We start from the raw sequence: 22,242 nt of genomic DNA on the forward strand, positions 1-22,242 counted from the left end.
AGTGGAGCGGAGTGAGATAACTAGTGGGGGCTACGGATGGCTCGTCAAGCCTCCACTCGTTTCTCACTGTTGCTTTACTCGCTTCCTGAACCGGGCAGCGGAGACTGGAGAACAGTGAACACCAGTGAGGCTGCGGATGGCTCGTCAAGCCTCCACTCGATTCTCACTTCTCTTCACTCGTTTCCTGAAACGGCACCGGACGACCACCGCAGTGTAGCCTTGCCACCGTTAAGGCGGTCTGACGTCAGCCCAGGCTGCGGCGCAGGATGTCGCCCAGATCATGCGACGTCTCCGCAGCAGCGAGGCGTTGCAAGCTCGCGCGCAGGAGCGCACGACGCTGCGGCTCCAGACGGCGCCAGTCCTTCAACGTGGTGGCCAGACGCGCCGCCGTGGTCGGATTGAGTGCGTCGATGTCGCGCAACGCCTGCTCGACCAGGCGATAGCCCGCACCGTCGCTGCGGTGGAATGCGATGGGATTGCGCGCTGCGAAGCCCTGCAACAAGGCCGATACCCGGTTCGGATTGCGCAGACTGAAGCGCGGGTGCTGCTGCAACGCAGCCACGCGTTCCACGGTATCGGCACGCGGCACCGTCGCCTGCAGTGCAAACCATTTGTCGAGCGTGACGGCATCGGCATCGTAGCGGCGCGCAAAATCCTGCAACGCCTTCTGCGCCTGCGGCGCGTCCTCCGCCAGCAGCCCGCCGAGCGCGGCCAGGCGTTCGGTCATGCTGGGGGCAAGAACGTAGCGCGTCGCAGCAACCTCGGGCGCAAGCTCGACATCAATGCGCAGCCACAGGCGCAGGCAGCGATTGAGCAGGCGCCGGCGGCCGCGCGAAGCGCCGTCGAGTCCGCCGGACTCGCTACGCAGCAACAAGGTATGGCGCGCACCGAGCGCATCGCCGAGCCGCTGCGCCAACGTCTGCTCCAGCGTTTCGCGTGCGCTGTGCAGTGCGGCGGGATCGAACGGATCACAGGTTTGCGCCAGTTCGTTGTAGTCCGGCGGCGTCAGCAGTTCGGCCAGCAGCGCCGGATCGACGTCTGCCGTGAACAGCTCAGCCAAGGTGTCGCACCAGATGCGCAGTTGCGGCACCTCGGCGTCACCGGCTAGCACACCGCTCAACGCCGATCGCGCTAGCTGCTGCGCGGCTTCCCAGCGACTGAAGCCATCGCTCTCGTGGCGCAGCAGGAAGGCCAGATCTTCGGCCCCCTGATCGGCGTGCAGCCGCACCGGCGCGGAGAACCCGCGCAGCAGGGACACCACGCGCGGAGCGGCGATGTCGTCGAAGACAAACGTCTGTTCCGGCGTCGCGAGTTCGAGCACGCACTCGGTACGCGCCGCTTCGCCGCTGCAGCCTGGCAACGGCAGCGCGAGGCCGTCGGCACCGAGCAACGCGACGCGCACCGGAATGGGCAGGGCCTGCTTGAGCGGTTGACCCGGCGTTGGCGGAGTGTGCTGGCGCAGCGTCAGGCGGTAGCTCCGCTCCGCGACGTCGTATTCGCCGCAGGCGTACAGCTGCGGTGTACCGGCCTGGGCATACCAGGCCAGGTACGGCATCAGGTCGATGCCATTGGCTTCGCCGAGCGCGGCGAGAAACTGTTCGACCGTCGCAGCCTGGCCGTCATGGCGGCGGAAGTATTCGTCCATGCCGCGACGCCACGCGGGGGCACCGAGCCGGCCGGCCACGAGGCGCACGAGTTCGGCCCCCTTGTCGTAGACCGTGGCCGTGTAGAAATTGTCGATCGCGCTGTATTCAACGGGCCGCACCGGATGGGCCAGCGGGCCGGCGTCCTCAACGAACTGCGCACGCCGCAGCACCTGCACGTCCTCGATGCGCTTGAGCGTGGCCGAATTCATGTCCGCGCTGAACTGCTGCTCGCGGTATACCGTGAGGCCTTCCTTGAGCGAAAGCTGGAACCAGTCGCGGCAGGTGACGCGGTTGCCGGTCCAGTTGTGGAAATACTCGTGCGCGACGATGGCCTCGACGTGGGCATAGTCGTCATCGCTCGAACGCTGCGGATCGGTCAGCAGGTATTTCGCGTTGAAGATGTTGAGCCCCTTGTTCTCCATCGCGCCCATGTTGAAATCGTGGGTGGCGACGATGTGGAACACGTCCAGGTCATAGTTGCGGCCGTATTCGCGCTCGTCCCAGCGCATGGCGCGAACCAGTGCGTCCATCGCATAGGCGCATCGGTCGATCGCATCGGCTTCGGCAAAGATGCGCAGCATGACGTCGCGGCCGTCCGCGGTGACGTAGGCCTGCTCGATCCGTTCCAGCCGGCCCGCGACCAGCGCGAACAGATAGCTGGGCTTGGGATGCGGGTCGTCCCACGCGGCCCAGTGGCGACCGTCGGCAAGTTCGCCGCTGCCGGCCGGATTGCCGTTGGCCAGCAGCACCGGGAAGCGCGCGCGATCGGCGCGCAGCACGACGTGGAACGGTGCCAGCACGTCGGGCCGGTCGGGATAGTAGGTAATCCGGCGAAAGCCTTCGGCCTCGCACTGCGTCAGCAGGAAGCCGCGCTCGGCGTCGCCGGAAAGATACAGGCCCGACAGCGCGCTGTTCGCGCTGGGACCCAGGATCACTTCGGTCTCCAGCACCGCCTCGCGCAGCAGGCCGAACACGCTCAGCGCGTCGGCGTCCACACGGTATTCGTCAGCCGGGAGCTCGCGGCCGTCGACGCGTATCGCGCGCAGTTGCAGCCCTGTTCCGTCCAGTCGCAGCGGCGACGCAGCAGCCGTCGTGCGCTCCAGACGCAGTCGCGTCCGCACGGTCGTGGCGTGGATATCGAGGTCGAATTCGAGCGCCGCCGCGACGACGCGCCAGGCAGGCGCCACGTAGTCGGCGAGTCGGACGGTGCCGGGGTCGGAAGCGGACATGAAGGGGCTGGCGGCAGTGCTGGCGGCGCAGGCTAGCATGCCGCAGCCGCGGTCTGTATCGTCGCCGCCCCATGGAAACCCCGCATCGCCTCACCCTCGCCGACATCCGCGACGCCGCCGCGCGCATCGCGCCGCATGCCCAGGTCACGCCGCTGCTGCGCTCGCGCAGCCTGGACGATCTCGCCGGAGCGGAACTGCATTTCAAGTGCGAGCACCTGCAGCGCATGGGCGCGTTCAAATTCCGCGGGGCCTGCAATGCGGTCTGGTCACTGCCCGACGACGTAGCGCAGCGCGGTGTCGTGACACACTCCTCCGGCAACCACGGTGCCGCGCTCGCGCTGGCCGCGTCTACCCGCGGCATTCTCTGCCACGTCGTCGTGCCGGAAGGGGCGGTGAAGTCCAAGCTGGCCGCGATCGAACGCTACGGCGCGCACCTGCATCACTGCGCCGCGACCATCGCCGCGCGCGAACAGACCGCGGCGCGGGTCCAGCAGCAGACCGGCGCGACGCTGGTGCATCCGTATGCGGACCCTCGCGTTATCGCCGGACAGGGTACGGCGGCACTCGAACTGCTGCAGCAGAGCGGCGGCGTCGACGTGCTGATTACGCCGGTCGGGGGCGGCGGCCTGAGCAGCGGCTGCGCGATCGCTGCGCGCGGCGTGAACCCCGGCATCGCGATCTATGCAGCCGAGCCCGAAGGTGCGCCGGATGCGTTCGAGTCCTTCCGGCGCGGCGAGCGCTTCACCGACATCGTGCCGCAGACCATTGCCGACGGCCTGCGCGGCACGCTGGGCGAGATCAACTTCGCATTGATGCGCGACAACGTGAACGCCGTGCTGCCGGTCAGCGAAGCGCAGATCGTCGCTGCCATGCGCCTTATCTGGGAGCGCCTCAAACAGATCGTCGAGCCGTCCAGCGCAACGGTGCTCGCGGCGATACTGCGCCATCCGCAGCATTTTGCCGGCAAGCGCGTCGGCGTCGTGCTGTCCGGCGGCAACGTCGATCTCGACGCGCTGCCCTGGATGAATACTTAAGCCGACCGAGGCGGCGCGCGGCTGATGCCGATCAACGCCGCGCCGATCAGCACCATGCCGACGCCTTCCCAGGCGTCGGGCTGCTCGCCCAGCAGCAGCCAGGCCAGCAGCACGCCGCACAGCGGCACGGCAAGGCTGACGATGCCAGCCACGGTCGCCGGCAGCCGCTGCACGATCAGGGCCCAGAGCACCCAGGCCAGGCCCGACGCGAGCACGGCGTTGTAGGCCAGTCCCCAGAGAAAGGGCGCGCTCCACTCGATCGCACGCTCCGGCACGAGCAGCGCCACGACACACAGACCGATCGCACCAAAACCCATCTGCCAAGCGGTCAGGCGCAGCGCGGTCACGCTACCGTCGGCAAACGCGCGTTTCGAGATCACCACGGCCAAGGCCCAGGCCAGTCCGCTGGCGAGCGCGAGCAGCGCGCTGAGGCGCGCGTCGAGACGGCTCCAGGGTTGCAGCACGAACACCAGGCCCAGCCCGGCGAGCGCGGCAAACGCGAGGCGGCGCCGGTCCGGTGGTTCGCGTAGCAGCGGCCAGGCCAGCAGCAACAGCCAGAACGGCATGGTATAGGCGAGCAGCGCGGTCTTGCCCGCGCCACCGTCGACGAGCGCCCATTGCACCAGTCCCTGGAAGGCGGTGGTCTGCGCAAGCCCGAGCAGGATCGCCGGCCGCAAAGGCGGCGGCCGCAGCGATTCTCCCCGCAGCGCCAGCACCGCGAACAGCACCAGCGTCGCGAGCACGGCGCGGATCGCGGCGAACTCGAACGGTCCCGAATACTGCAGCACCTGCTTCATGACGACCCAGTTGTAGCTCCAGACCAGGGTCAGCACCGCCAGCGCGAGCAACGCGCCGCGGCGGGAAGCAGATTCGGACATGACGCGGCGCCTCGCGTAAACCGCCGATCTTAAAGGCTGCAACCGTAGCGCGCGGCAGCTATGCTTGGCTTCCCGTGTATCGTCCCGGCAGCCGTGCCGGCCGGAGCTGCTTCATGATCATCGACGGTGTGCGCGCAATGGATCGCGCGACCGAATTGCTGCTGCGCTATTACATGGCGTTCAACCGCGCCGACTGGGAAGGCATGCTGTCCTGTCTCAGCGACGACGTGCGTCACGACGTGAACCAGGGCCGGCGCGAGAACGGCCGCGAAGCCTTCCGTGACTTCCTCTCGCGCATGCAGCACTGCTATCGCGAACAGCTGCGCGACATCGTCGTGATGGCCAATGCCGACGGTTCGCGCGCCGCCGCGGAGTATGTGGTGCACGGCGAATATCTCGTCGCCGACGACGGCCTGCCGCCGGCCCAGGGCCAGCGCTACGTACTGCCGGGCGGCGCGTTCTTCGAGATTGCCGACGGCCAGATCTGCCGGGTGACGAACTACTACAACCTCGACAACTGGCTGGAACAGGTCCGCACGTGAGTCCGGCGCCGGTCAAGCGCTGCTTCTGGGCCGACAGCAGCGACAGCGAACGCGACTATCACGACACGGAATGGGGCCGCCCGCTGCACGGCGACCGCGCACTGTTCGAGTTCCTTTGCCTCGAGGGCGCGCAAGCCGGCCTGTCGTGGCGCACGATTCTCGAGAAGCGCGACAACTATCGTCGCGTCTTCCACGATTTCGACATCGAACGCTGCGCGCGACTCGGCGACAAGGAACTCGAGCGCGCCCTGACCGATCCGGGCATCGTGCGCAACCGGCTCAAGGTCTACGGCGTACGGCGCAACGCGCTGGCCGCACAAGCCGTACAGCAGCAGCACGGCAGCCTGGACGCATACCTATGGTCGTTCGTCGATGGCAAGCCGATCGACAACCGGCCACTCGGCCGCGGCGATGTACCGGCGAGCACCCCGCTGTCGGACCGACTCAGCAAGGCGCTGCGCAAGTACGACTTCACCTTCGTCGGCACGACGATCTGCTATGCCTTCCTTCAGGCTACGGGCATGGTCAACGACCATCTGGCCGACTGCTTCTGCCGCCAACGGATCGCGCCATGAACGACGTTACCGCTTCACGCTATTCGCTTCTCCTGCGCATGCTGCACTGGGGCACGCTGCTGCTGCTGATTGCGGTCTATGCGACGGCGGAACTGCGCGGCTTCGCGCCGGATCGTCCGGCACGCGCCGTCGTGATGCAGTGGCACATGGCCATCGGGCTGCTGATCTTCCTGCTCGTGCTGCCACGCATCGGCGCGCGCCTGAGCCGTCCGACGCCGCTCATACTTCCAACGCCGGGCAGGCTCGTGCTGCTCGCAGCCCAGGCGACGCACCTGCTGCTGTATGCGTTCCTGATCGTTCAGCCGCTGCTCGGCCTGATCTCTGCGCAGAGCGGCGAGCGTGCGGTGGTGATTCCGCTGACCGGTTTCACCCTGCCCGATCTCATCGCCAACAACGCCGATCTGCACGAGTGGACCGAAGAGGTACACGTCGCGCTGGGCAAGGTCTTCTACGCCGTGATCGGACTGCATGCGGCGGCGGCGCTCGCGCATCACTTCTACTTCCGCGACAACACGCTGCGGCGCATGCTCGGCTGAGCACGCTCGACCGATCGTGCCCGGCCGGGCAGCGGACCGCGACCCACCTGCCGCGCTACTTCGACGAAATGTACTTTTCGCGACGGATGTGCGGCACCGGCAGACCCGCGTCCTTGAGCAGAGCGAAGGCTTCGTCGACCATGTTCGGATTGCCGCAGAGATAGGCGATATCGCCTTCCGCGCTCGGCTGCAATTCGTTGAGCAGGCCCTGGACATGTCCGCTGCGGTCCTGCGTGCGCGGAAGGGCGCGAGGCACGCGCGACAGGCAGCTGTAGTAGCGGAACCCGGCCACTTCACGCTCGAACGCGGTGAAGTCGGCGTCGTAGAGCAGCTCGTGCTCGTTGCGCGCGCCGAAGATCAGGTTGACCTCGCAGCCGCGCGCCGCGATCACCCGGCGCAGCTGCGGCAGCATGGCGCGGTACGGCGTGATGCCCGTGCCGGTGCCCACCAGCAGATAGCGCTGGTTCGCATCATTGTCGAACAGGCAGAAGCGGCCGTAGGGACCGCTTGCGTTGACGGTTTCGCCAGGCTGCAGATTGGCCAGCAGCGCGGTCGCCGCGCCGCCATCGACGTAGGACACGGCGATCTCGATCTGAGCCACCGGCGTGGCGTCGCCGACACCAACGGTGGCAACGGAATAGCTGCGCTTGGTCGGCTTGCCGTCGGCGTAGTGGAAGTGGATCTGGATGAACTGGCCTGGCGCGAAGGCGAAAGCCTGGCCGTCGACACGTTCGAACACGAGATGGCGTACGGCCGCGGCCAGCATGTAGCTGGAGACCAGGCGCAACGGAAACTGTTCGGCCACGGGACGGAACCAATCGGAATCCAAGGGGGCCGTATACTACCCGCCCCTCCCGGAACCTGCAGCCCATGAGCTCGGCCCCCGCGCTGGAAGTGCGTGATCTCACCAAGACTTATGCAACCGGCGTAAAGGCGCTCCGAGGCGTATCCCTGCGGGTGGAACCCGGCGATTTCTTTGCCCTGCTCGGCCCCAACGGCGCTGGCAAGTCGACCCTGATCGGCATTCTTTCGTCACTCGTCAACGCCACGAGCGGCGAGGCGGAAGTGTTCGGCCGCTCCATCCATCACGACCGCGGCGGTGCGATGCAACTGATCGGCCTGGTGCCGCAGGAGCTGAACTTCAACCAGTTCGAGGCGCCGTTCGACATCTGTGTGAATCAGGCGGGTTTCTACGGCATTCCTCGTCGCGTGGCGTGCCAGCGCGCGGAGCAGTACCTGCGCCAGCTCAGCCTGTGGGAAAAGAAAGACGTGTCCGCGCGCACCCTGTCCGGCGGCATGAAGCGGCGCCTGATGATTGCGCGCGCGATGATGAACGAGCCGCGGGTGCTGATCCTCGACGAGCCCACCGCCGGCGTCGACATCGAGATCCGACGCTCCATGTGGAAGTTCGTCAGCGAGATCAACCGCGCCGGCACGACGGTGATCCTGACCACGCACTATCTCGAGGAAGCCGAGCAGCTCTGCCGCAACATCGCGATCATCGACAAGGGCAGCATCATCGAGAATACCTCGATGAAGCTCCTGCTCGCGAAACTCGACGTGGAGGCGTTCGTGCTCGATGTGGCGAACATGCCGGCGGAGCTGCCGCAGGTCGACGGCGTGCGCCTGACGCCGGTCGATGCACATACGCTGGAAGCCGAAATGTCGCGCACGCATGACCTCAATTCGCTGTTCGCCGCACTCAGCGCGCGCGGCGTCACGGTTACCTCGATGCGCAACAAGGCGAACCGACTCGAAGAACTGTTCGTACGTCTGGTCGAAGGCAACCACGGCAAGGCCGCTTAAGTTCGCAACATTGCGTTTCTCCCGCCGCGCCGCGGTCAGGCGCGCGGGCGCGACGCCGCTTCACTCCCTCCCTTTCCACTGCGCCCCTCATGCAAACCCAAGCCAATCTGGTCGCCCTCGGTACCATCGTTCGCCGCGAGATCGCGCGCATCCTGCGCATCTGGGGCCAGACGCTGCTGCCGCCCGCGATCACCATGACGCTGTACTTCTTTATCTTCGGCAACATGATCGGCAGCCGCATCGGCGAGATGCAGCCGGGCATAAGCTACATCGACTTCATCGTGCCGGGCCTGATCATGATGAGCGTGATCCAGAACGCCTACGGCAATATCTCCAGCTCGTTCTTCGGCGCCAAGTTCGGCCGCTATGTCGAGGAAATGCTGGTATCGCCGATGCCGAGCTGGGTGATCCTGACCGGCTACGTCAGCGGCGCCGTGGTACGCGGCCTCATCGTCGGCGCGATCGTGCTCGGCGTGGCGATGTGCTTCACCGATATCCGCATCCACCATCCGCTGGTCACGCTGAGCACATTCCTGCTGACCGCGGTGGTGTTCGCGCTGGCCGGCTTCGTCAACGCGGTCTATGCGAAGAAATTCGACGACATCGCCATCGTGCCGACCTTCATCCTGACGCCGTTGACCTATCTCGGCGGCGTGTTCTATCCGGTCAGCAGCCTCGGCGAGCCCTGGCATACGGTGTCGCTCGCCAATCCCATCGTCTACATGGTGAATGCGTTCCGCTATGGCCTGCTCGGGGTCAGCGACGTCAGCCTTGGCGTGGCTTACGGCGTCATGCTGCTGGCCGCCGCGGTTTTAGGGGCGTTCGGCCTGTATCTGCTCCGGCGCGGGGTCGGCCTGCGCGCCTGAGCCGGACTGGCCCGCCCTCGTCTGATCGACGCGGGCGCCTGATGTAAGATGCGTGATTGTCAAGCTAGCGGTCCCGGGGGGGATTTCGTGGTCATGGTCAGTCCTGGAGCTTCGCTGGCGGAGTCCGCCGCGACCGGAAACGCGTTCGCGCGCACCCGCCCCGCCTTCCTGCCGCGACAACTCTCGGACGAAGAACTCGCCCTGTTCGTCAGCACGGGCGAATGCCGCGAAGTCGTGCCGCGCGAGTTGATTTTCCGCAAGGGCGAACTGGGTCGCGCAATGTTCGTGATCGAGTCCGGCACCATCCAGCTCGAGTTCGGCGACGGCATGCCGGACAAGCTGATCGGCGCGCGGGAGTTCTTCGGTGAACTCGCTCTGTTCATCGGCAACCACGCGCGCGTCGCCAATGCGGTCGCCGCCGAGGCCAGCGTGCTGCGCGTGATCGAACATGCCGCCTTCGAATCCCTGCTGCAGACCCAGGCACCGCTGCTCGCCCAGTTCATGCGCCGCTCGTTCTCCTATCTCGTGGCCAGCGAGCAGCAGCTGATCCAGAACCTCAAGCGGCGCAACGAGGACCTGCTCGTCACGCTGGACTCGCTGCGCCAGACCCAGACCCAGCTGTCCACGGCCGAACGCCTCGTGCGCACCGACGAGCTGACCGGCCTGTGCAATCGCCGCGGCCTGTATCACTACCTCGATGAGCTGCGCCGCAGCCGCGACACTGCGCTGCGTCTGGGCCTGCTGCTCGTCGACATCGATCACTTCAAGCAGATCAACGACCACTACGGCCACCTGACCGGCGATATCGCGCTGCGCGCCGTCGCGCGCGAAGTGCAGCTGGCCGCGGCGGCAATCGATCTGCCCTGCCGCCTCGGCGGCGACGAGTTCGCGCTGCTCGTGCAGGTCCGCGACGCGGACGAACTGCGCGACCGCGCCGCCCAGATCACCAACGGCGTGCGCGCACTGCGTTTTCACGCGCCGGCCGAAGGTCTGCTCGTGAGCGCGAGCGTCGGCGGCAGCCTGTGCCATGAAACCGCCGACTGGTCGGCCTGGTACAGCGACTCGGACTGCGCGCTCTATCTGGTCAAGGGCGAAGGCGGCGACAACTATCGCGTGATTGCCTGACCAGCGCACCCGGGTGCCCGGAGCTGGCTATTCTCACATCCGAAAATTGCTGCACCGCAACATGAAAATTCGAGCCTGTCGGACGATGGCGTGCGCATTGGTGAGCCAGCAGCGTACACTTTTGCGCTAGCCTCAGCATTGTAAGGCGTGTCTCGTGGTAGCCAGCTCACTGCCGGCTCACCGGGACACGGGGGAAACGCTGCTGTACGGTCCTGGAGTCTGGGCATGAATGCCTTGGTGTCGCCCGCGGAACCGCAATCGACCCACCGTCAGGGCGCGCCGCTGCTGCGCACGCTGGCCCTCTGCGACCTCGTCGATTCCACGGGACTGGTGGAGCGGCTCGGCGACCAGCATGCCGCGGCGCTGCTGCGCCGGCACGACCGGCTGACGCGCGATCTCATGCTGCTGCACCAGGGGCAGGAGATCGACAAGACCGACGGTTTCCTGATTCTGTTCGAGCGTCCGATCCATGCGATCACCTTCGCCCTGGCCTACCAGCGCGAGCTCATCCGCCTCAGCGAAGACGAGAAAGTCCCCGTGCGCGCTCGCGTTGGCGTACATGTCGGCGACGTGCTGGTGTGGCAGAACGAACCCGCCGACGTGGTCCACGGCGCCAAGCCGCTGGAGGTCGAAGGCCTGGTCAAGCCGGTCACCGCACGGCTCGCGTCGCTGGCCCTGCCCGGCCAGATCCTGGTTTCCGGCGTCGCCGCGAGCCTGGCCCAGCGCGCCCACGGCGAACTCGGCGCCAATGCCGACCGCACGCGCTGGATCAACCACGGCCGCTATCGTTTCAAGGGCGTGCCCGAGCCGCTGGTCGTCTACGAAGTCGGCGAAGCCGGCATCGCGCCGCTACGCGTGCCGCCGTATTCGGGCAAGGCCTGGCGCGAAGTGCCCTGGTGGCGCCGTCCAGGCACCATGTTCATCGAAGCCGGCGTCGCCGCGGCGGTGATCGTGCTCGGCCTGTGGCTGCTGTTGCGGCCGCCAGCGGCGATCGCGTTTGCCGAACGCGACTGGGTCGTACTCGGCGATCTGCAGAACCTGACCGGACAGGCCGCCTTCGACGACACCTTGCGCACAGCCCTGCGCCTCAGCGTGGAACAGTCGCGCTACGTGAATATCGTCTCCGATCTGCAAGTGCGCGACGCGGTGCGGCGCATGCGCCGCGACCCCGCGCAGACGCGAATCGACCGCGAAGTCGGCGCCGAGATCGCGCTGCGCGAAGGTGCGCGCGCGTTCGTCCTGCCCAGCGTCTCCGAAGTCGGCGGCAGGCTGCGCGTCAGTGCCGAGATCATCGATCCGAAGAGCCAGGCCACCGTGTACACCGATTCGGCCGAAGGCGTGGGTATCGATTCGGTATTGGTTTCAATCGACACGATCAATCAGCGCCTGCGCAGCCGTTTCGGCGAATCCGTGGCCTCGGTCGCCGCAGCCAGCGCGCCGCTGGCCAAAGTCACCACCGACAACCTGGATGCGCTGCGCGCGTATTCGCTGGCGCGCAAAGCAGCGACCGAAAGTGGCGGTGGCGATGCTGCGCTGAGTCTGTACGACCAGGCGATTCAACTCGATCCGAATTTCGCCCTCGCCTATACGGGGCGCGCGGCGCTGCGCCTGGGCTCTGACGATCGCGCTCGGGCAAAAGCGGACATCGAACGCGCCGGGACATTGCGCGATCGCCTGCCAGTGCGAGAGCAGCTCTATATGGACGCTCTTGCGGCGACCTTTGCGAAGCCGGCCGATATGCAGAAGAAATGGGTTTTGCTCGGGGAGATGTATCCGGACCACTACGCTGCATTCGCCAACCTCGCGCATTTCATCTACGTCTATGACGGGCGTTTCGCCGAGGCGATCCGTATCGCCGAGAAAGCGGTAGCACCGCACTATCCGCGTAGCGGAAATACGCATTACCTTCTGGGTGCATTGCATCTCGCCAACGACAACCCTGCGCAGGCACAGATCCATTTACAGCGAGCCAAGGAAATGAATGCGGCGGGACTCGGCGGAATACGCTATATCGATGCGGCAGCAATCCCGCGACGCTTTGCGGACGCCGAAAAAGAGCTCGCCGGGATGCGTACCAGCGGCATCCCGAGCAACGACATACAGGTGCATCGCGAGCGCATCGCGCTGGCGATTGACCAGGGCTTTTGGCGCGAGGCGCTCAAGCGCGCCGACGAAGCGGAAGCGGCAGCTAAGCCGATTAGCGCCCTCACGGCACGCACCTATCGTGGCTCCAAACTGTCGCTGCAGGCTATCGCAATGCCCGGCACCGAGTTTATCCGCCAGCTCGAAGCGTACGCCCGCTCCGAAGCCGAGGCGCTCGGCGACCCGCAAAACTACGATCGCGAACAGGCGTTGTTCGGTACGTTCTTCGCGTCATATCTCGCCGCGCGCAACGGTGATCCTGTTCTCGCGCGCAAGCTGCTGGCCGGCGTAGCAGATGACGCAGACGTGGCGAACTATCACTATGTGGCGGATATGGCAGCACTAGCGAAGGCGCAGATTGCGCTCGCCAGTAACGACAATGCCACGGCCCTGATGCTTCTGACCGCGCGAATCGATGGTTCCGAGTTGTATTTGCTGCATGTCGGACTGCGTGACGCGCATGCCGCCGCCGGCGCCTTCGAGCTGGCGACTGCCCAAGCGCAGTGGCTCGCGCAACATCGCGGCCGTGCTTACGCAGAATACAACGGCCACGAAATGCTCAAGCCACTGAACATTGCCGAGTCGAACCTGGCCGTGCTCAGCGAAGCGGAGTTTGCTCACCGTCTTGGCAAAGCGGATGTCGCCGCGCTAAAGCTGGCAGCATTCCTGCGTCTCTGGCCGGAAGCAGAACTTCCCGCGCCGCTGCAGCGGCGCGTGGAGGCTTTGCTGACGAACAGCGACCGGCCTCAGCCGGCTCTGAGATCATGAATATTCGCGCTTAGCGTACTGCCCAGCTGTTGTTGGATCACCGCGCGTGAATTCTTCAAGGTCTCCGGTTCGGCCAGCTGTTTGCACTTGGCAAAGCATGCAGCCAGTTCCTCGGGGGCACCAATCTGCTGCAGCGCCTTGGCCGGGTCGCTTAGCAGCAGCGCGCGAAAATCGTCGTCCGAACTCAACTTGTCGAGCAGCGCATCCGCTTGTGCGGACGTAAGACTTGCCATTGCGGTTTCCCCCTGAAGGCCACTACCCGTGGCCCGGCAAGTGTAGCCAGCAAGAGATGGGCCAACAATCAGGCAAAAACCCTGAAAAACACGGTTATTACGTGTTGAAACAGTTGGCCTCGGCGATCCGCGAAGCGCGGCAGCGGACAGGGCCATTTCCATCAGCGGACATCGGCGCGAGCGCATTGCCACCCTGCGAGTGCACCGGCTCTGCTAGCGTTACGGGTCCACCCAGGAGCCCGTCATGCAAGTTCGCCGCTGCGCCAACCTGATCATCGAGCCGCGCGAGGACCTCGCCTTCGATTTGGATTCGCTGGCCGCGGGTGGCGACGGCCTGAGGACGCGGCTGTCGCTGCTCGCCCTGGCCCCGCATCTGCAGCAGGAAATCGAGGTGTCGCCGGGCGAACTGGCCGCACTTGCGGCGATTCCGTGTACGGCCTGGTCGACGCTGGCCCTGCTCGAACCGGAACACGGCGCGTCGCTGCTGCGCGGTCTTATCGACAAGGGCCTGCTCATTTCCGACGCGGCCAGTGGCGTGGCCGTGCGTGAGCGCGACGACCAGCTACGCGCAGCGAACTGGCGTTCGCTGTCGGCCGCCCAACACTATTTCAGCCGCTGGCACGGGGTGCGTTCGGGCGAGGACTCGCAGCGCACCGGCTACCTGACCCTGCGCGAGTTGATCGGCAAACTCGGCGATCCGCCGCCCCCGACCCAGCAGCGAAGCGCGCCGGAAGCGCAGATCGCCCTGCCACGGCCCGAGCCCGGCGAATTCGATGCGCTGCTGCGCCGGCGCGCGACCTGCCGCAATTTCGATTCGGCCGCGCCTCTTTCACACGTTCACTTCGCGCATATGCTGCAACGTGTATTCGGCGCCCACGGCACGCTCGCCGTCGACGGCGACGAGGCGCATGCAGTGATCAAGCGCGGCAGTCCCTCCGGCGGCGGCCTGCACCCGACCGAGGCCTATCTGCTGGTGCAGCGCGTGGAAGGACTGGCGAGCGGGCTGTATCACTACCGTCCGCTGGAGCATGCCCTCGAGCCGCTGCAGGCGCTCGACGCGGCCGCCGCTGCCGACCTCGCCCTGCGCAGCGTCGCCGCGCAGGCCTGGTTCGCGAACGCGCCCGTGCTCGTCGTGCTTGTCTCCCGCTTCGCGCGCAGCTTCTGGAAATACCGCAACCACGCCAAGGCCTACCGCGTCGTCACGCTGGACGTGGGCCATCTGTCGCAGACGCTCTACCTGTCGGCGACCGACCTGGGCCTCGGCGCATTCATAACCGCCGCGATCAACGAAGGCGAGATCGAGCACGCGTTCGCGCTCGATCCGCTCGTGGAAAGCGCCATGGCGGTCTGCGGCTTCGGTGTACGGGGCCAGGTCTGCGAGACACCGGAGTTCGATCCGGGCCATGTCGTGTGGCACGCGGACGGCACGCTGATCGGGAGCTGAGACGCCACGTCACTGCGCGGCGATGCGCACATCCACGCGCAACCCGACGGGCAGCGGCGGCTGTCCCTCGAGTTCGATCAGCGCCTCGAGGATCTTCGCGTCCTGTTTCTCGGCCGGATCGCCAGAAATCGAGTTGCGGCGTCCCATGCGCTGGCTCACGGTTACGACCTTGCCGGCGAACTGCTGCTGCGGGAAGGCGTCGCTGACGATGGTCGCGATCTGGCCCTCGCGGATCCGGCCGATGTCGAGCTCGTCTATGTCAGCGCGCACGAAGCGCTTCGACAGGTTGCCTATGCGCGCGAGCGGCAGCGGCGACAGCGCGACGACGGTCTCGCCTTCGCTGAGGTCGCGCTTGAGCACATGCCCGTCGATCGGCGAGTAGATCCGCGATTTCTCGATCAGCGCTTCGGCGCGGTCGCGATCCGCCGTGGCCACTGCGACGGCAGCCACGGCCGCGGCGATGTCTTCGGCGCGCGCGCCTGCGCGCAGCAGGGCGAGGTCCGCATCGACGCGGGCGCGGCGTGCGCTCGCGGCGTCGGCCTGGGCGCGCGCCTGCTGCGCCGTTTCCGCGGCGATGAGCTTGTTGCGGACCAGACCTTCGCGTCGATCGCGCTCGGCGACGGCCTGACGCTCGAGCGCGAGGGCTTCGTTGCGCGCCGCAACGGCTGCGTCGATTTCCTCGCGTCGCGCGCCACTGCGCAGACGCGCGAGTTCGGCTTCGCGCCGCTGCAGTTCAGCCTTCGCACCAGCCAATGCCGCGCGGTATTCGCTGTTCTCGATCTCGGCGATGAGCTGCCCGGCGCGCACGGCGTCGCCTTCGGCGATCAGCACCCGGGCCAGACGGCCGGAGATCTGCGGAATGATCACGCGCTCCTGGCCATCGGGCTCGACGAGGCCGCCGGCGGCGATGACCGACAGCTTCACGCCCACGACCGGCGGTGCATCCGTGCCGCAGGCAACGAGCCCGACGGCGAAGGACAGGCAGAGCAGCAGACGTGGCAAGGACAGGGGAAGCAGAGGATTCATGTGGAACTCCGGGACGGTCGCCAATCGTCGACGAGCCGACCGTCTTCGAGATGCAGTACGCGGTCGCCAAACGGCTCCACGCGCGGGTCATGGCTGACCACGACGACGGCAACACCTTCGTCGTGCGCCAGCGCGTGCAAGGCCGCGGTGACGCCCTGGCCAGTCTTGCCGTCGAGCGCCGCGGTCGGTTCGTCGGCGAGCAGGATGCGCGGACCTCCGGCCAGCGCGCGCGCGATGGCGACGCGCTGCTTCTGACCACCGGACAGCTCGCTCGGATAGTGCTCGGCGCGGTCGGCCAGGCCGAGGCGGTCGAGCAGCTGCATCGCCTGGCCACGCTGCGTCGCGCGCGGCCGCGCCTTGATGTCGAGCGCAATCGCGACGTTCTCCCAGGCCTTCAGCGTCGGAAACAGGTTGTAGTGCTGGAACACGAAACCGATATGCGCGAGCCGCAGGGCGGCCATCGCCTCGACGCCGAGATCAGCGGCCAACACCTCGCCGAACAGCCGCACGTGACCGTGGCTCGGCCGCAGCAGGCAGCCCATGACCTGCAGCAGACTGGTCTTGCCCGACCCGCTGGGCCCGAGCAGCAAGGTCATCTCGCCGGGCTCGATCGCGAGGGTGATGTCCTGCAGCGCCGCGAACGCCGTCGCGCCGCGTCCATAAGTGACGCCGACGTCGCTGAGCTGCAGCACGGCCGTCACTGGAACACCGAGGTCGGATCGATGCGCGTGACGCGTCGGATCGACACCAGCGCGCCAAGCGCACACATGCACAAGGTCAGCACCGCCAGGACACCGATGAGGCCCGCGGGCATCGCCACGGCCACGGTACTGCCGGCGCTGGCCAGCACGACGAGCCCGACCAGCACCATGCCGCCGGCAAAGCCGAATACGGCGCTGATTGCGGCCTGCTTGAGGATTACGCGGTGCAGGTAGCCGTTCGGCGCGCCCATCGCGCGCAGGGTCGCGTATTCCGGCAGACGGTCCACCGTGGTCGCATACAGGGTCTGGCCGACGATGACGATGCCGACGACGAGGCCGAGCAGGGCAGCGAGCAGCAGCGCCGAGCCGGCGCCGGTCGTGATCAGCCAGTAGCGCTGTGCCGCACGCGCGAAGTCGTGCGCGAACCAGACGTCGACGCGGCCCAGGCGCGCCTGCAGCGCGTCGCGCACGGCGGCACGGTCGGCGCCCGGCTGAAGGCTGACAAGCAGGTAGGTCGTCTGGTCCGGCCGGAAGAACGTGAAATGCTGCGCGTTGCGATGCGTGGTGAAGACGTAGGGACTTTGCGTGAAGGTGCGGATGCCGGCCGTATAGCCGACCACGCGCGCGCGCCGATTGTTGATCTCGACCGTCTGCCCCAGCGCCGTCACACCGAGCTTGCCGGCATAGAGCCGGTCGATGATGACGGCATCGTCCTGCCTGAGATCCTCGATGCTTCCTTCGACAAGATTCCACGGCCGGGCCTGACCGCCGGCGAGGCTGAAACCGACCACACTGACGCTCTCGGTGCCACCGTCGGGCTTGCGCCAGAACGCGAACTGCATCATCAGCATCTCGACGCTTTCCACACCGGGCACGGCCAGCGCCTCGAAGCGGCGGCGCTCGTCCAGGCGTCCGGCGATATCGACATTGGTCGTACCGGCCGGCGTGACCCACAGGTCGGCGTGAGTGTGATCGACCAGACCAGAGGTCGTGCGCGCGAAGCCCAGCAGCAGGCCGAGCTCAACGCCCATGAGCAACACGGCGAACAGCACGCCGACCAGGGTCACGACGAAGCGCGCGCGGTCATGGCTCAGATTGCGCCAGGCGAGCAGGCTCGTGCCGGCGATGCGCGACGCGTCGAGTGGCCTCATTCGCGTTCCGCCGTGGTGGCGGTCGCGCGCAGACCGCCGGGCAGCACGAATTCGACCTTGGGCATGAGCCGGCGCAGCGCAGCCTGTTCGTCGGCGCCGAACAGCTGCTGCAGGCCCAGGTACATGGCATAGGTCAGCGCCGCGAGGTCACGCGCGTCGGCGGCGCTGCCGCCTTCCTCGCGGCACAGGCGCACGAGGTAGTCGATGCGCTGGCAATCCACAGCCTGCACGACCGCGCGTGCGGCGGTGTCGTGCGCGGCCCAGTTGCGTACGGCGCGCTCCAGGCGCAGATCCAGCGCTTGCGCCAGACGGTCGAGCACGCGCGTCTTTTCCTCGGTGCTGGTCTCGCGCTCGGCCTGAGCGATCAGCCGTTCGGTATTGCGTTCGCGCCACGCGCCGAGCAGCGCAGTGCGGAACGCGCCCATGTCCGGGTAATGGTGGTAGAGCGAGCCTTTGGTCAGGCCGCATCGTGCGCACAGGTCCGCGACCGTGAGGCGGGTATGTCCGTGCTCGGCGAGCAGGTCCAGCCCGACCGCGATCCAGTCGGCTTCGGTCCGGCGCGCCATCAGGCGAGGCCGAGGCCGCTGAGCACAGCGACGAGCAGGAACAGCGACCATTGCGGCAGTTGCCATGGACTTACCCGGTAGGCCGCGACCAGGCCAAGGCTCAGCGCCGAGAACGCGACCGCAAGCAGCAGCACGAGCGCAACCAGAGGCGGATTCTCGTGGCGCGCGGCCCAGGCCAACGCAAGCGCCATGGCGAGCAGAAGGATCGTGACCATATGCCAGCAGTAGTAGGCCGTCAGGCGCGGAATCCGCGCGAGGTCGCGCGCAGCGAGCAGCGGTCCCGCAATCAGGCGCCCCCCGACGACGGCGTGGATCACGAAGGTCGCGAACGCGGCGAGCGCCGCCGCAACTAGCCAGGAGTTCATGCCGTGCTCCACCGTGTGCCAGCAAAACATACCATGCATGATGGAATGTTCAAGCCGCTGCGACCTTGCGCCGCAGTCGCGGTCGCTGCCGCAAAGACATAAGTGCACATCTGTCATATGTTGTCTTGATCATATTTTTCTGGCATACGATTGCGTACGCTGTGCGCACTTGTTGACTCAGCCACTTTCCGTCCCGAACGCGCTGCAGGGAGCCGTTCGCGGGCACCGATTGCACCCTAACCACGGGCCGCATCCGCGCGCCCGCGTCGTCGCCATTGCCGGTCGCCGCACCCGCGGCCCAGGAGTAACCCATGCTTGACATGCTGCGCAGACTGATCGGCCAGCCGGCCAAACCCGCCCCCGCACCGGCGACCAGCACGTTGCGCCAGGGGATAGCTCCACCACCGCGCGCGCCGAGCTACGACTCCGGCCTGGTGCCGTCGCTGAAGAACGACCATCAGGAACTCGTCGCCCTGTTCGAACAGATCGGCCGCACGTACGAGGCGCGCCGCTATCACGAAATCCCCGCGCTGCTGACCGCGTTCAAGACCCGCCTGGAAGCGCACCTGCTGACCGAAAACGTGCGCTTCTACAACTATGTCGAGTCGACGCTGCGCGACGACGCGGAAAACCTCAGCCTGATCCGCGACTTCCGTCGCGAGATGAACACCATCGCGCGCGGCGTCATCGACTTCGTCAAGAAGTATCAGGCCAACCACGACCCGGACGTGCTGCTGCACGGATTCCTCTCCGACTACCGCACGGTCGGCGGCCTTCTGGTCCAGCGCATCCAGCGTGAGGAAGGAAACCTGTATCCGCTGTACATGCCGACCTGAACGGGTTCCGCGGGGCACCGGGGCCGCTTCTGTGCCCTGCACCCGATCCTACAAACCGGGCCAACGCTGCGCGTTGGTCCGGCCCGTTGGGCGTTCGCAGTGATCAGAACCTGTGGTTCTGAACGATCACTCTTCACCCGGCCCGTTGGTCGTTCGCAGTGATCAGAACCTGTGGTTCTGAACGATCACTCGATCTCCACAACCCCGCCAAACGCTAAGCGTTTGGCCGTCGGACCCGTTGGGCGTCCAGAGCGATCAGAACCTGTGGTTCCGAGCGCCCACTCTTCATGCTCCCTTGACTCAAAGGCGCTCGAGAAGCAATGGCGCGGCGGGCATCTGCCCGGCAATTCCCTGGAAGGGTCCGCGCATCGATGCGTTCTCGGCAAACGGCACGTCATCGGCTCAGCCGCCTCGTGAAGCAATCCACAATATCGCGTTTTTATTTTGATAATTTACGCAATACGTATACGATTGCATTTAATTCACATGCTGCTAGGATCGACACCAAGGCCGCCGCCCTCGCCGCGGCCGGGTTCCGGGAGCTCGCATGTTCGCTGCAATCCGCAGGCTGTTCAGCAAGCCCGTCCATAGCGAGCCGGCACTGGTCCGGCCGCTGGCCAACGTCAATCCGCCCGCGCCGCGCTTCGACGCCCAGCTCGTCCCGCAGCTGACCCACGATCACCGCGAACTCGTGCATGCCTACGAGCAGATCGGCATGCTGCCCGAACGCGACCGCTGGGACCTGCTGCCGTCGCAGCTGCTTACGTTCAAGTCGCAGCTCGAAGCGCATCTCCTCGCCGAGAACGTGCGGTTCTACAACTACGTCGAGTACACGCTGCGCGACGACGAGGAAAATTTCAGTCTGATCCGCGACTTCCGCCGCGAAATGAATGCGATCGCACGCGGCGTGATCGAGTTCGTCAAGAAATACCAGCATCCGCTGGTCAGCTCGGCCGAACGCGGCGCCTTCCTGGCCGACTACCGCAACGTCGGTGCGCTGCTGGTCCAGCGCATCCAGCGCGAGGAAAGCAGTCTGTATCCGCTCTACCAGAACAGCTGAGCACCGCGGCGCAGCAGTGCGCCGTGCGTGCGCGCAGGGACCGGACAGCACGCCGACAGAAGTGATGCAAGCAGGGAATTCACCAGGGGACACACCGTCAGGGGACGTACCGAGCAGTAACGCGCGACACCGGATGCCGTGGCGGCGTCCGGCGGTTCCGCGCACCCATAGAAGGAGTCAGCCGTGTCCGCATTACTCGATCAGGTGTTCACGCCCGATGTGCGTGAACTGCGCGACGCCCTGCATACGCACCGTGTCTTCGATGCGATCCGCGACATCGATTCGCTGCGTGCGTTCATGCAGGTCCACGTTTATGCGGTCTGGGACTTCATGTCCCTGGCCAAACGCCTGCAGCGCGACCTGACCTGCGTCGAACTGCCGTGGATGCCGCCGCCGGACATCGAGGCCGCGCACCTGATCAACGAGATCATCCTGGCCGAGGAGACCGACACCGGTCCCGACGGCCATCCGATCAGCCACATGGATCTCTACCTCGCCGCGATGCGGGAAGTCGGCGCCGACACCCGGCCGTTCCAGCAGTTCCTGTCGCTGGTCCGCGAGCGCGTGCCCGTCGAAAACGCGCTGGGCCGCGTCGGTGCGCCGACCTGCGTGATCGACTTCGTCACCAACACGCTGCGCGTTGCGATCGGCGAGCGCACGCTGGTCGTCATGGCGAATTTCTTCTATGGCCGCGAGAACGTGATTCCGGGCATGTTCCAGCGCCTGCTCGACAGTTGGGGACTGGATCGCCTCGAAGCGCCCTCGTTCGTCTACTACCTCGACCGTCACATCGAACTCGACGGCGATGCACACGGCCCGGCGGCGGAAGCCATCATCGGCCGCGCCCTGCAGCGCGAGCCCGAACTCGTCGAGACCGTGCGCAAGGCGGCCATCGGCAGCCTGACCGCACGCAGGCGTCTGTGGGACGGCACCGACAAGCTGCTCGCACGGCTTGCCCGCACGCCGCGCCGCGCCAGCGCCTGAGCGGACGACCTTCCTGGCCAATCACCCGGCCGGACTGCGAAGGCAGTCGGGCCGGGCACCGGCGCCAGCGCGCCGGCTCTTGTTTCACGCCGCGGTCGGCCTTACGTTCCCGGTTCGCTTCCGGGAGGCTTCATGGCGGACAGTTTTCATGCCACCACCATCGTGTCGGTGCGGCGCAACGGCAAGGTCGTCATCGGCGGCGACGGTCAGGTGACGCTGGGCCATACCGTCGTCAAATCGAACGCGCGCAAGCTGCGCCGCCTCGGCCGCGGTGACGTGCTGGCCGGCTTCGCCGGCGCCACGGCCGATGCCTTCACGCTGTTCGAACTGTTCGAGGACAAACTGTCCAAGCACGGCAACCAGCTGGTCCGCGCCGCGGTGGAACTGGCCAAGGAGTGGCGCACCGACCGCCGCCTCGGCCGGCTCGAGGCCATGCTCGCCGTGGCCGATCGCGAAAGCTCGCTGCTGATCTCCGGCAATGGCGACGTGCTGGAACCCGAACACGGCCTGATCGCGATCGGTTCGGGCGGCCCCTACGCCCAGGCCGCCGCCAAGGCCCTGCTCGAGAACACCGAGATGGACGCGCGCAGCATCGTCGAGCGCGCGCTGAAGATCGCCGGCGACATCTGCATCTACACCAATCATTCCATCGCGATCGAGGAACTCGACGGCGCCGGTGGCGGCAACGCGGCGTGACGCGAGCGACAGAAGCGTTCCGTCAGCCCGTCA

General features: G+C 66.5%; 22 protein-coding genes. 13 read left to right on the plus strand and 9 right to left on the minus strand.

From position 1 onward, the window contains the following. Positions 1–244: 244 nt before the first annotated feature. The gene (gene pepN, locus RUU78_RS10290; RefSeq protein WP_313916259.1) at positions 245–2,875 is read right to left on the minus strand and encodes an aminopeptidase N; all 2,631 of its coding nucleotides are present in this window, start codon (positions 2,873–2,875) and stop codon (positions 245–247) included. Positions 2,876–2,946: 71 nt separating this feature from the next. On the opposite strand from pepN, the gene RUU78_RS10295 reads away from it, so the two are divergent. Then, positions 2,947–3,909, plus strand: coding sequence for a pyridoxal-phosphate dependent enzyme (locus RUU78_RS10295; RefSeq protein ID WP_313916261.1), 963 nt, complete (start codon positions 2,947–2,949; stop codon positions 3,907–3,909). Here RUU78_RS10295 and RUU78_RS10300 read toward each other — a convergent pair. Continuing rightward, positions 3,906–4,787 carry an EamA family transporter gene (locus tag RUU78_RS10300; RefSeq protein WP_313916263.1) on the minus strand — a complete coding sequence of 294 codons (882 nt, stop codon included), beginning with the start codon at positions 4,785–4,787 and terminating at the stop codon, positions 3,906–3,908. The genes RUU78_RS10295 and RUU78_RS10300 overlap by 4 nt on opposite strands. A 113-nt stretch (positions 4,788–4,900) precedes the next feature. Between RUU78_RS10300 and RUU78_RS10305 the strand changes: the two genes are divergently transcribed. From RUU78_RS10305 to RUU78_RS10315, 3 genes are read left to right on the plus strand one after another with little or no spacing between them, the layout of a single operon-like run. Then, entirely contained in the window at positions 4,901–5,329 is a 429-nt protein-coding gene (locus RUU78_RS10305; protein ID WP_313916265.1) for a ketosteroid isomerase-related protein, read from the plus strand. Continuing rightward, positions 5,326–5,904, plus strand: a complete 579-nt coding sequence (locus RUU78_RS10310; RefSeq protein WP_313916267.1) for a DNA-3-methyladenine glycosylase I — start codon at positions 5,326–5,328, stop codon at positions 5,902–5,904. The genes RUU78_RS10305 and RUU78_RS10310 overlap by 4 nt, the downstream gene beginning before the upstream one ends. Beyond that, on the plus strand, positions 5,901–6,440 hold the full coding sequence (locus RUU78_RS10315; RefSeq protein WP_313916269.1) for a cytochrome b: 540 nt from the start codon (positions 5,901–5,903) through the stop codon (positions 6,438–6,440). Before RUU78_RS10310 ends, RUU78_RS10315 begins: the two co-directional genes overlap by 4 nt. Positions 6,441–6,495: 55 nt before the next feature. On the opposite strand, the gene RUU78_RS10320 is transcribed toward RUU78_RS10315, so the two are convergent. Beyond that, positions 6,496–7,245, minus strand: coding sequence for an FAD-binding oxidoreductase (locus tag RUU78_RS10320; RefSeq protein ID WP_313916271.1), 750 nt, complete (start codon positions 7,243–7,245; stop codon positions 6,496–6,498). Positions 7,246–7,310: 65 nt separating this feature from the next. Between RUU78_RS10320 and RUU78_RS10325 the strand changes: the two genes are divergently transcribed. From RUU78_RS10325 to RUU78_RS10340, 4 genes are all read left to right on the plus strand, one after another. Beyond that, complete coding sequence (locus RUU78_RS10325; RefSeq protein WP_313916273.1) at positions 7,311–8,246, plus strand: ABC transporter ATP-binding protein; 936 nt, start codon at positions 7,311–7,313, stop codon at positions 8,244–8,246. Between the two features lie 89 nt (positions 8,247–8,335). Further along, positions 8,336–9,112, plus strand: coding sequence for an ABC transporter permease (locus tag RUU78_RS10330; RefSeq protein ID WP_313916274.1), 777 nt, complete (start codon positions 8,336–8,338; stop codon positions 9,110–9,112). 93 nt (positions 9,113–9,205) lie between these two features. Further along, complete coding sequence (locus tag RUU78_RS10335; RefSeq protein ID WP_313916276.1) at positions 9,206–10,237, plus strand: GGDEF domain-containing protein; 1,032 nt, start codon at positions 9,206–9,208, stop codon at positions 10,235–10,237. A gap of 225 nt (positions 10,238–10,462) precedes the next feature. Beyond that, positions 10,463–13,147 carry a putative peptide modification system cyclase gene (locus RUU78_RS10340; protein WP_313916278.1) on the plus strand — a complete coding sequence of 895 codons (2,685 nt, stop codon included), beginning with the start codon at positions 10,463–10,465 and terminating at the stop codon, positions 13,145–13,147. On the opposite strand, the gene RUU78_RS10345 is transcribed toward RUU78_RS10340, so the two are convergent. Continuing rightward, positions 13,126–13,380 carry an NHLP-related RiPP peptide gene (locus RUU78_RS10345; RefSeq protein ID WP_313916280.1) on the minus strand — a complete coding sequence of 85 codons (255 nt, stop codon included), beginning with the start codon at positions 13,378–13,380 and terminating at the stop codon, positions 13,126–13,128. The two genes, RUU78_RS10340 and RUU78_RS10345, sit on opposite strands and share 22 nt — an antisense overlap. A gap of 244 nt (positions 13,381–13,624) precedes the next feature. On the opposite strand from RUU78_RS10345, the gene RUU78_RS10350 reads away from it, so the two are divergent. Further along, the gene (locus tag RUU78_RS10350; RefSeq protein ID WP_313916282.1) at positions 13,625–14,824 is read left to right on the plus strand and encodes a putative peptide maturation dehydrogenase; all 1,200 of its coding nucleotides are present in this window, start codon (positions 13,625–13,627) and stop codon (positions 14,822–14,824) included. A 9-nt stretch (positions 14,825–14,833) separates the two neighbouring features. On the opposite strand, the gene RUU78_RS10355 is transcribed toward RUU78_RS10350, so the two are convergent. Genes RUU78_RS10355 through RUU78_RS10375 form a run of 5 tightly spaced genes read right to left on the minus strand, consistent with a single transcriptional unit; the run spans position 14,834 to position 18,633 of the window. Further along, entirely contained in the window at positions 14,834–15,850 is a 1,017-nt protein-coding gene (locus tag RUU78_RS10355; RefSeq protein WP_313916284.1) for an efflux RND transporter periplasmic adaptor subunit, read from the minus strand. Beyond that, positions 15,847–16,551: an ABC transporter ATP-binding protein gene (locus RUU78_RS10360; RefSeq protein WP_313916286.1), complete on the minus strand. Its 705-nt coding sequence runs from the start codon at positions 16,549–16,551 to the stop codon at positions 15,847–15,849. Before RUU78_RS10360 ends, RUU78_RS10355 begins: the two co-directional genes overlap by 4 nt. Continuing rightward, positions 16,548–17,702, minus strand: a complete 1,155-nt coding sequence (locus tag RUU78_RS10365) for an ABC transporter permease (protein WP_313916288.1) — start codon at positions 17,700–17,702, stop codon at positions 16,548–16,550. Before RUU78_RS10365 ends, RUU78_RS10360 begins: the two co-directional genes overlap by 4 nt. Continuing rightward, positions 17,699–18,268, minus strand: a complete 570-nt coding sequence (locus RUU78_RS10370) for a helix-turn-helix domain-containing protein (RefSeq protein ID WP_313916290.1) — start codon at positions 18,266–18,268, stop codon at positions 17,699–17,701. Before RUU78_RS10370 ends, RUU78_RS10365 begins: the two co-directional genes overlap by 4 nt. Next, complete coding sequence (locus RUU78_RS10375) at positions 18,268–18,633, minus strand: hypothetical protein (protein ID WP_313916292.1); 366 nt, start codon at positions 18,631–18,633, stop codon at positions 18,268–18,270. Before RUU78_RS10375 ends, RUU78_RS10370 begins: the two co-directional genes overlap by 1 nt. Before the next feature lie 311 nt (positions 18,634–18,944). On the opposite strand from RUU78_RS10375, the gene RUU78_RS10380 reads away from it, so the two are divergent. The 4 genes from RUU78_RS10380 to hslV all read left to right on the plus strand — a co-directional run bounded on the left by RUU78_RS10380 (position 18,945) and on the right by hslV (position 22,209). Continuing rightward, positions 18,945–19,469, plus strand: coding sequence for a hemerythrin domain-containing protein (locus tag RUU78_RS10380; protein WP_313916294.1), 525 nt, complete (start codon positions 18,945–18,947; stop codon positions 19,467–19,469). 547 nt (positions 19,470–20,016) lie between these two features. Beyond that, a complete protein-coding gene (locus RUU78_RS10385; RefSeq protein ID WP_313916296.1) occupies positions 20,017–20,529 on the plus strand; it encodes a hemerythrin domain-containing protein in 513 nt (170 codons plus the stop codon). Positions 20,530–20,712: 183 nt separating this feature from the next. Then, positions 20,713–21,513: a DUF3050 domain-containing protein gene (locus RUU78_RS10390; protein ID WP_313916299.1), complete on the plus strand. Its 801-nt coding sequence runs from the start codon at positions 20,713–20,715 to the stop codon at positions 21,511–21,513. A 132-nt stretch (positions 21,514–21,645) separates the two neighbouring features. After that, complete coding sequence (gene hslV, locus RUU78_RS10395; RefSeq protein ID WP_313916301.1) at positions 21,646–22,209, plus strand: ATP-dependent protease subunit HslV; 564 nt, start codon at positions 21,646–21,648, stop codon at positions 22,207–22,209. Positions 22,210–22,242: the final 33 nt, after the last annotated feature.

It is taken from the genome of Tahibacter sp. (assembly GCF_032229445.1).
In the GTDB taxonomy this organism is placed as follows: Bacteria; Pseudomonadota; Gammaproteobacteria; order Xanthomonadales; family Rhodanobacteraceae; genus Tahibacter.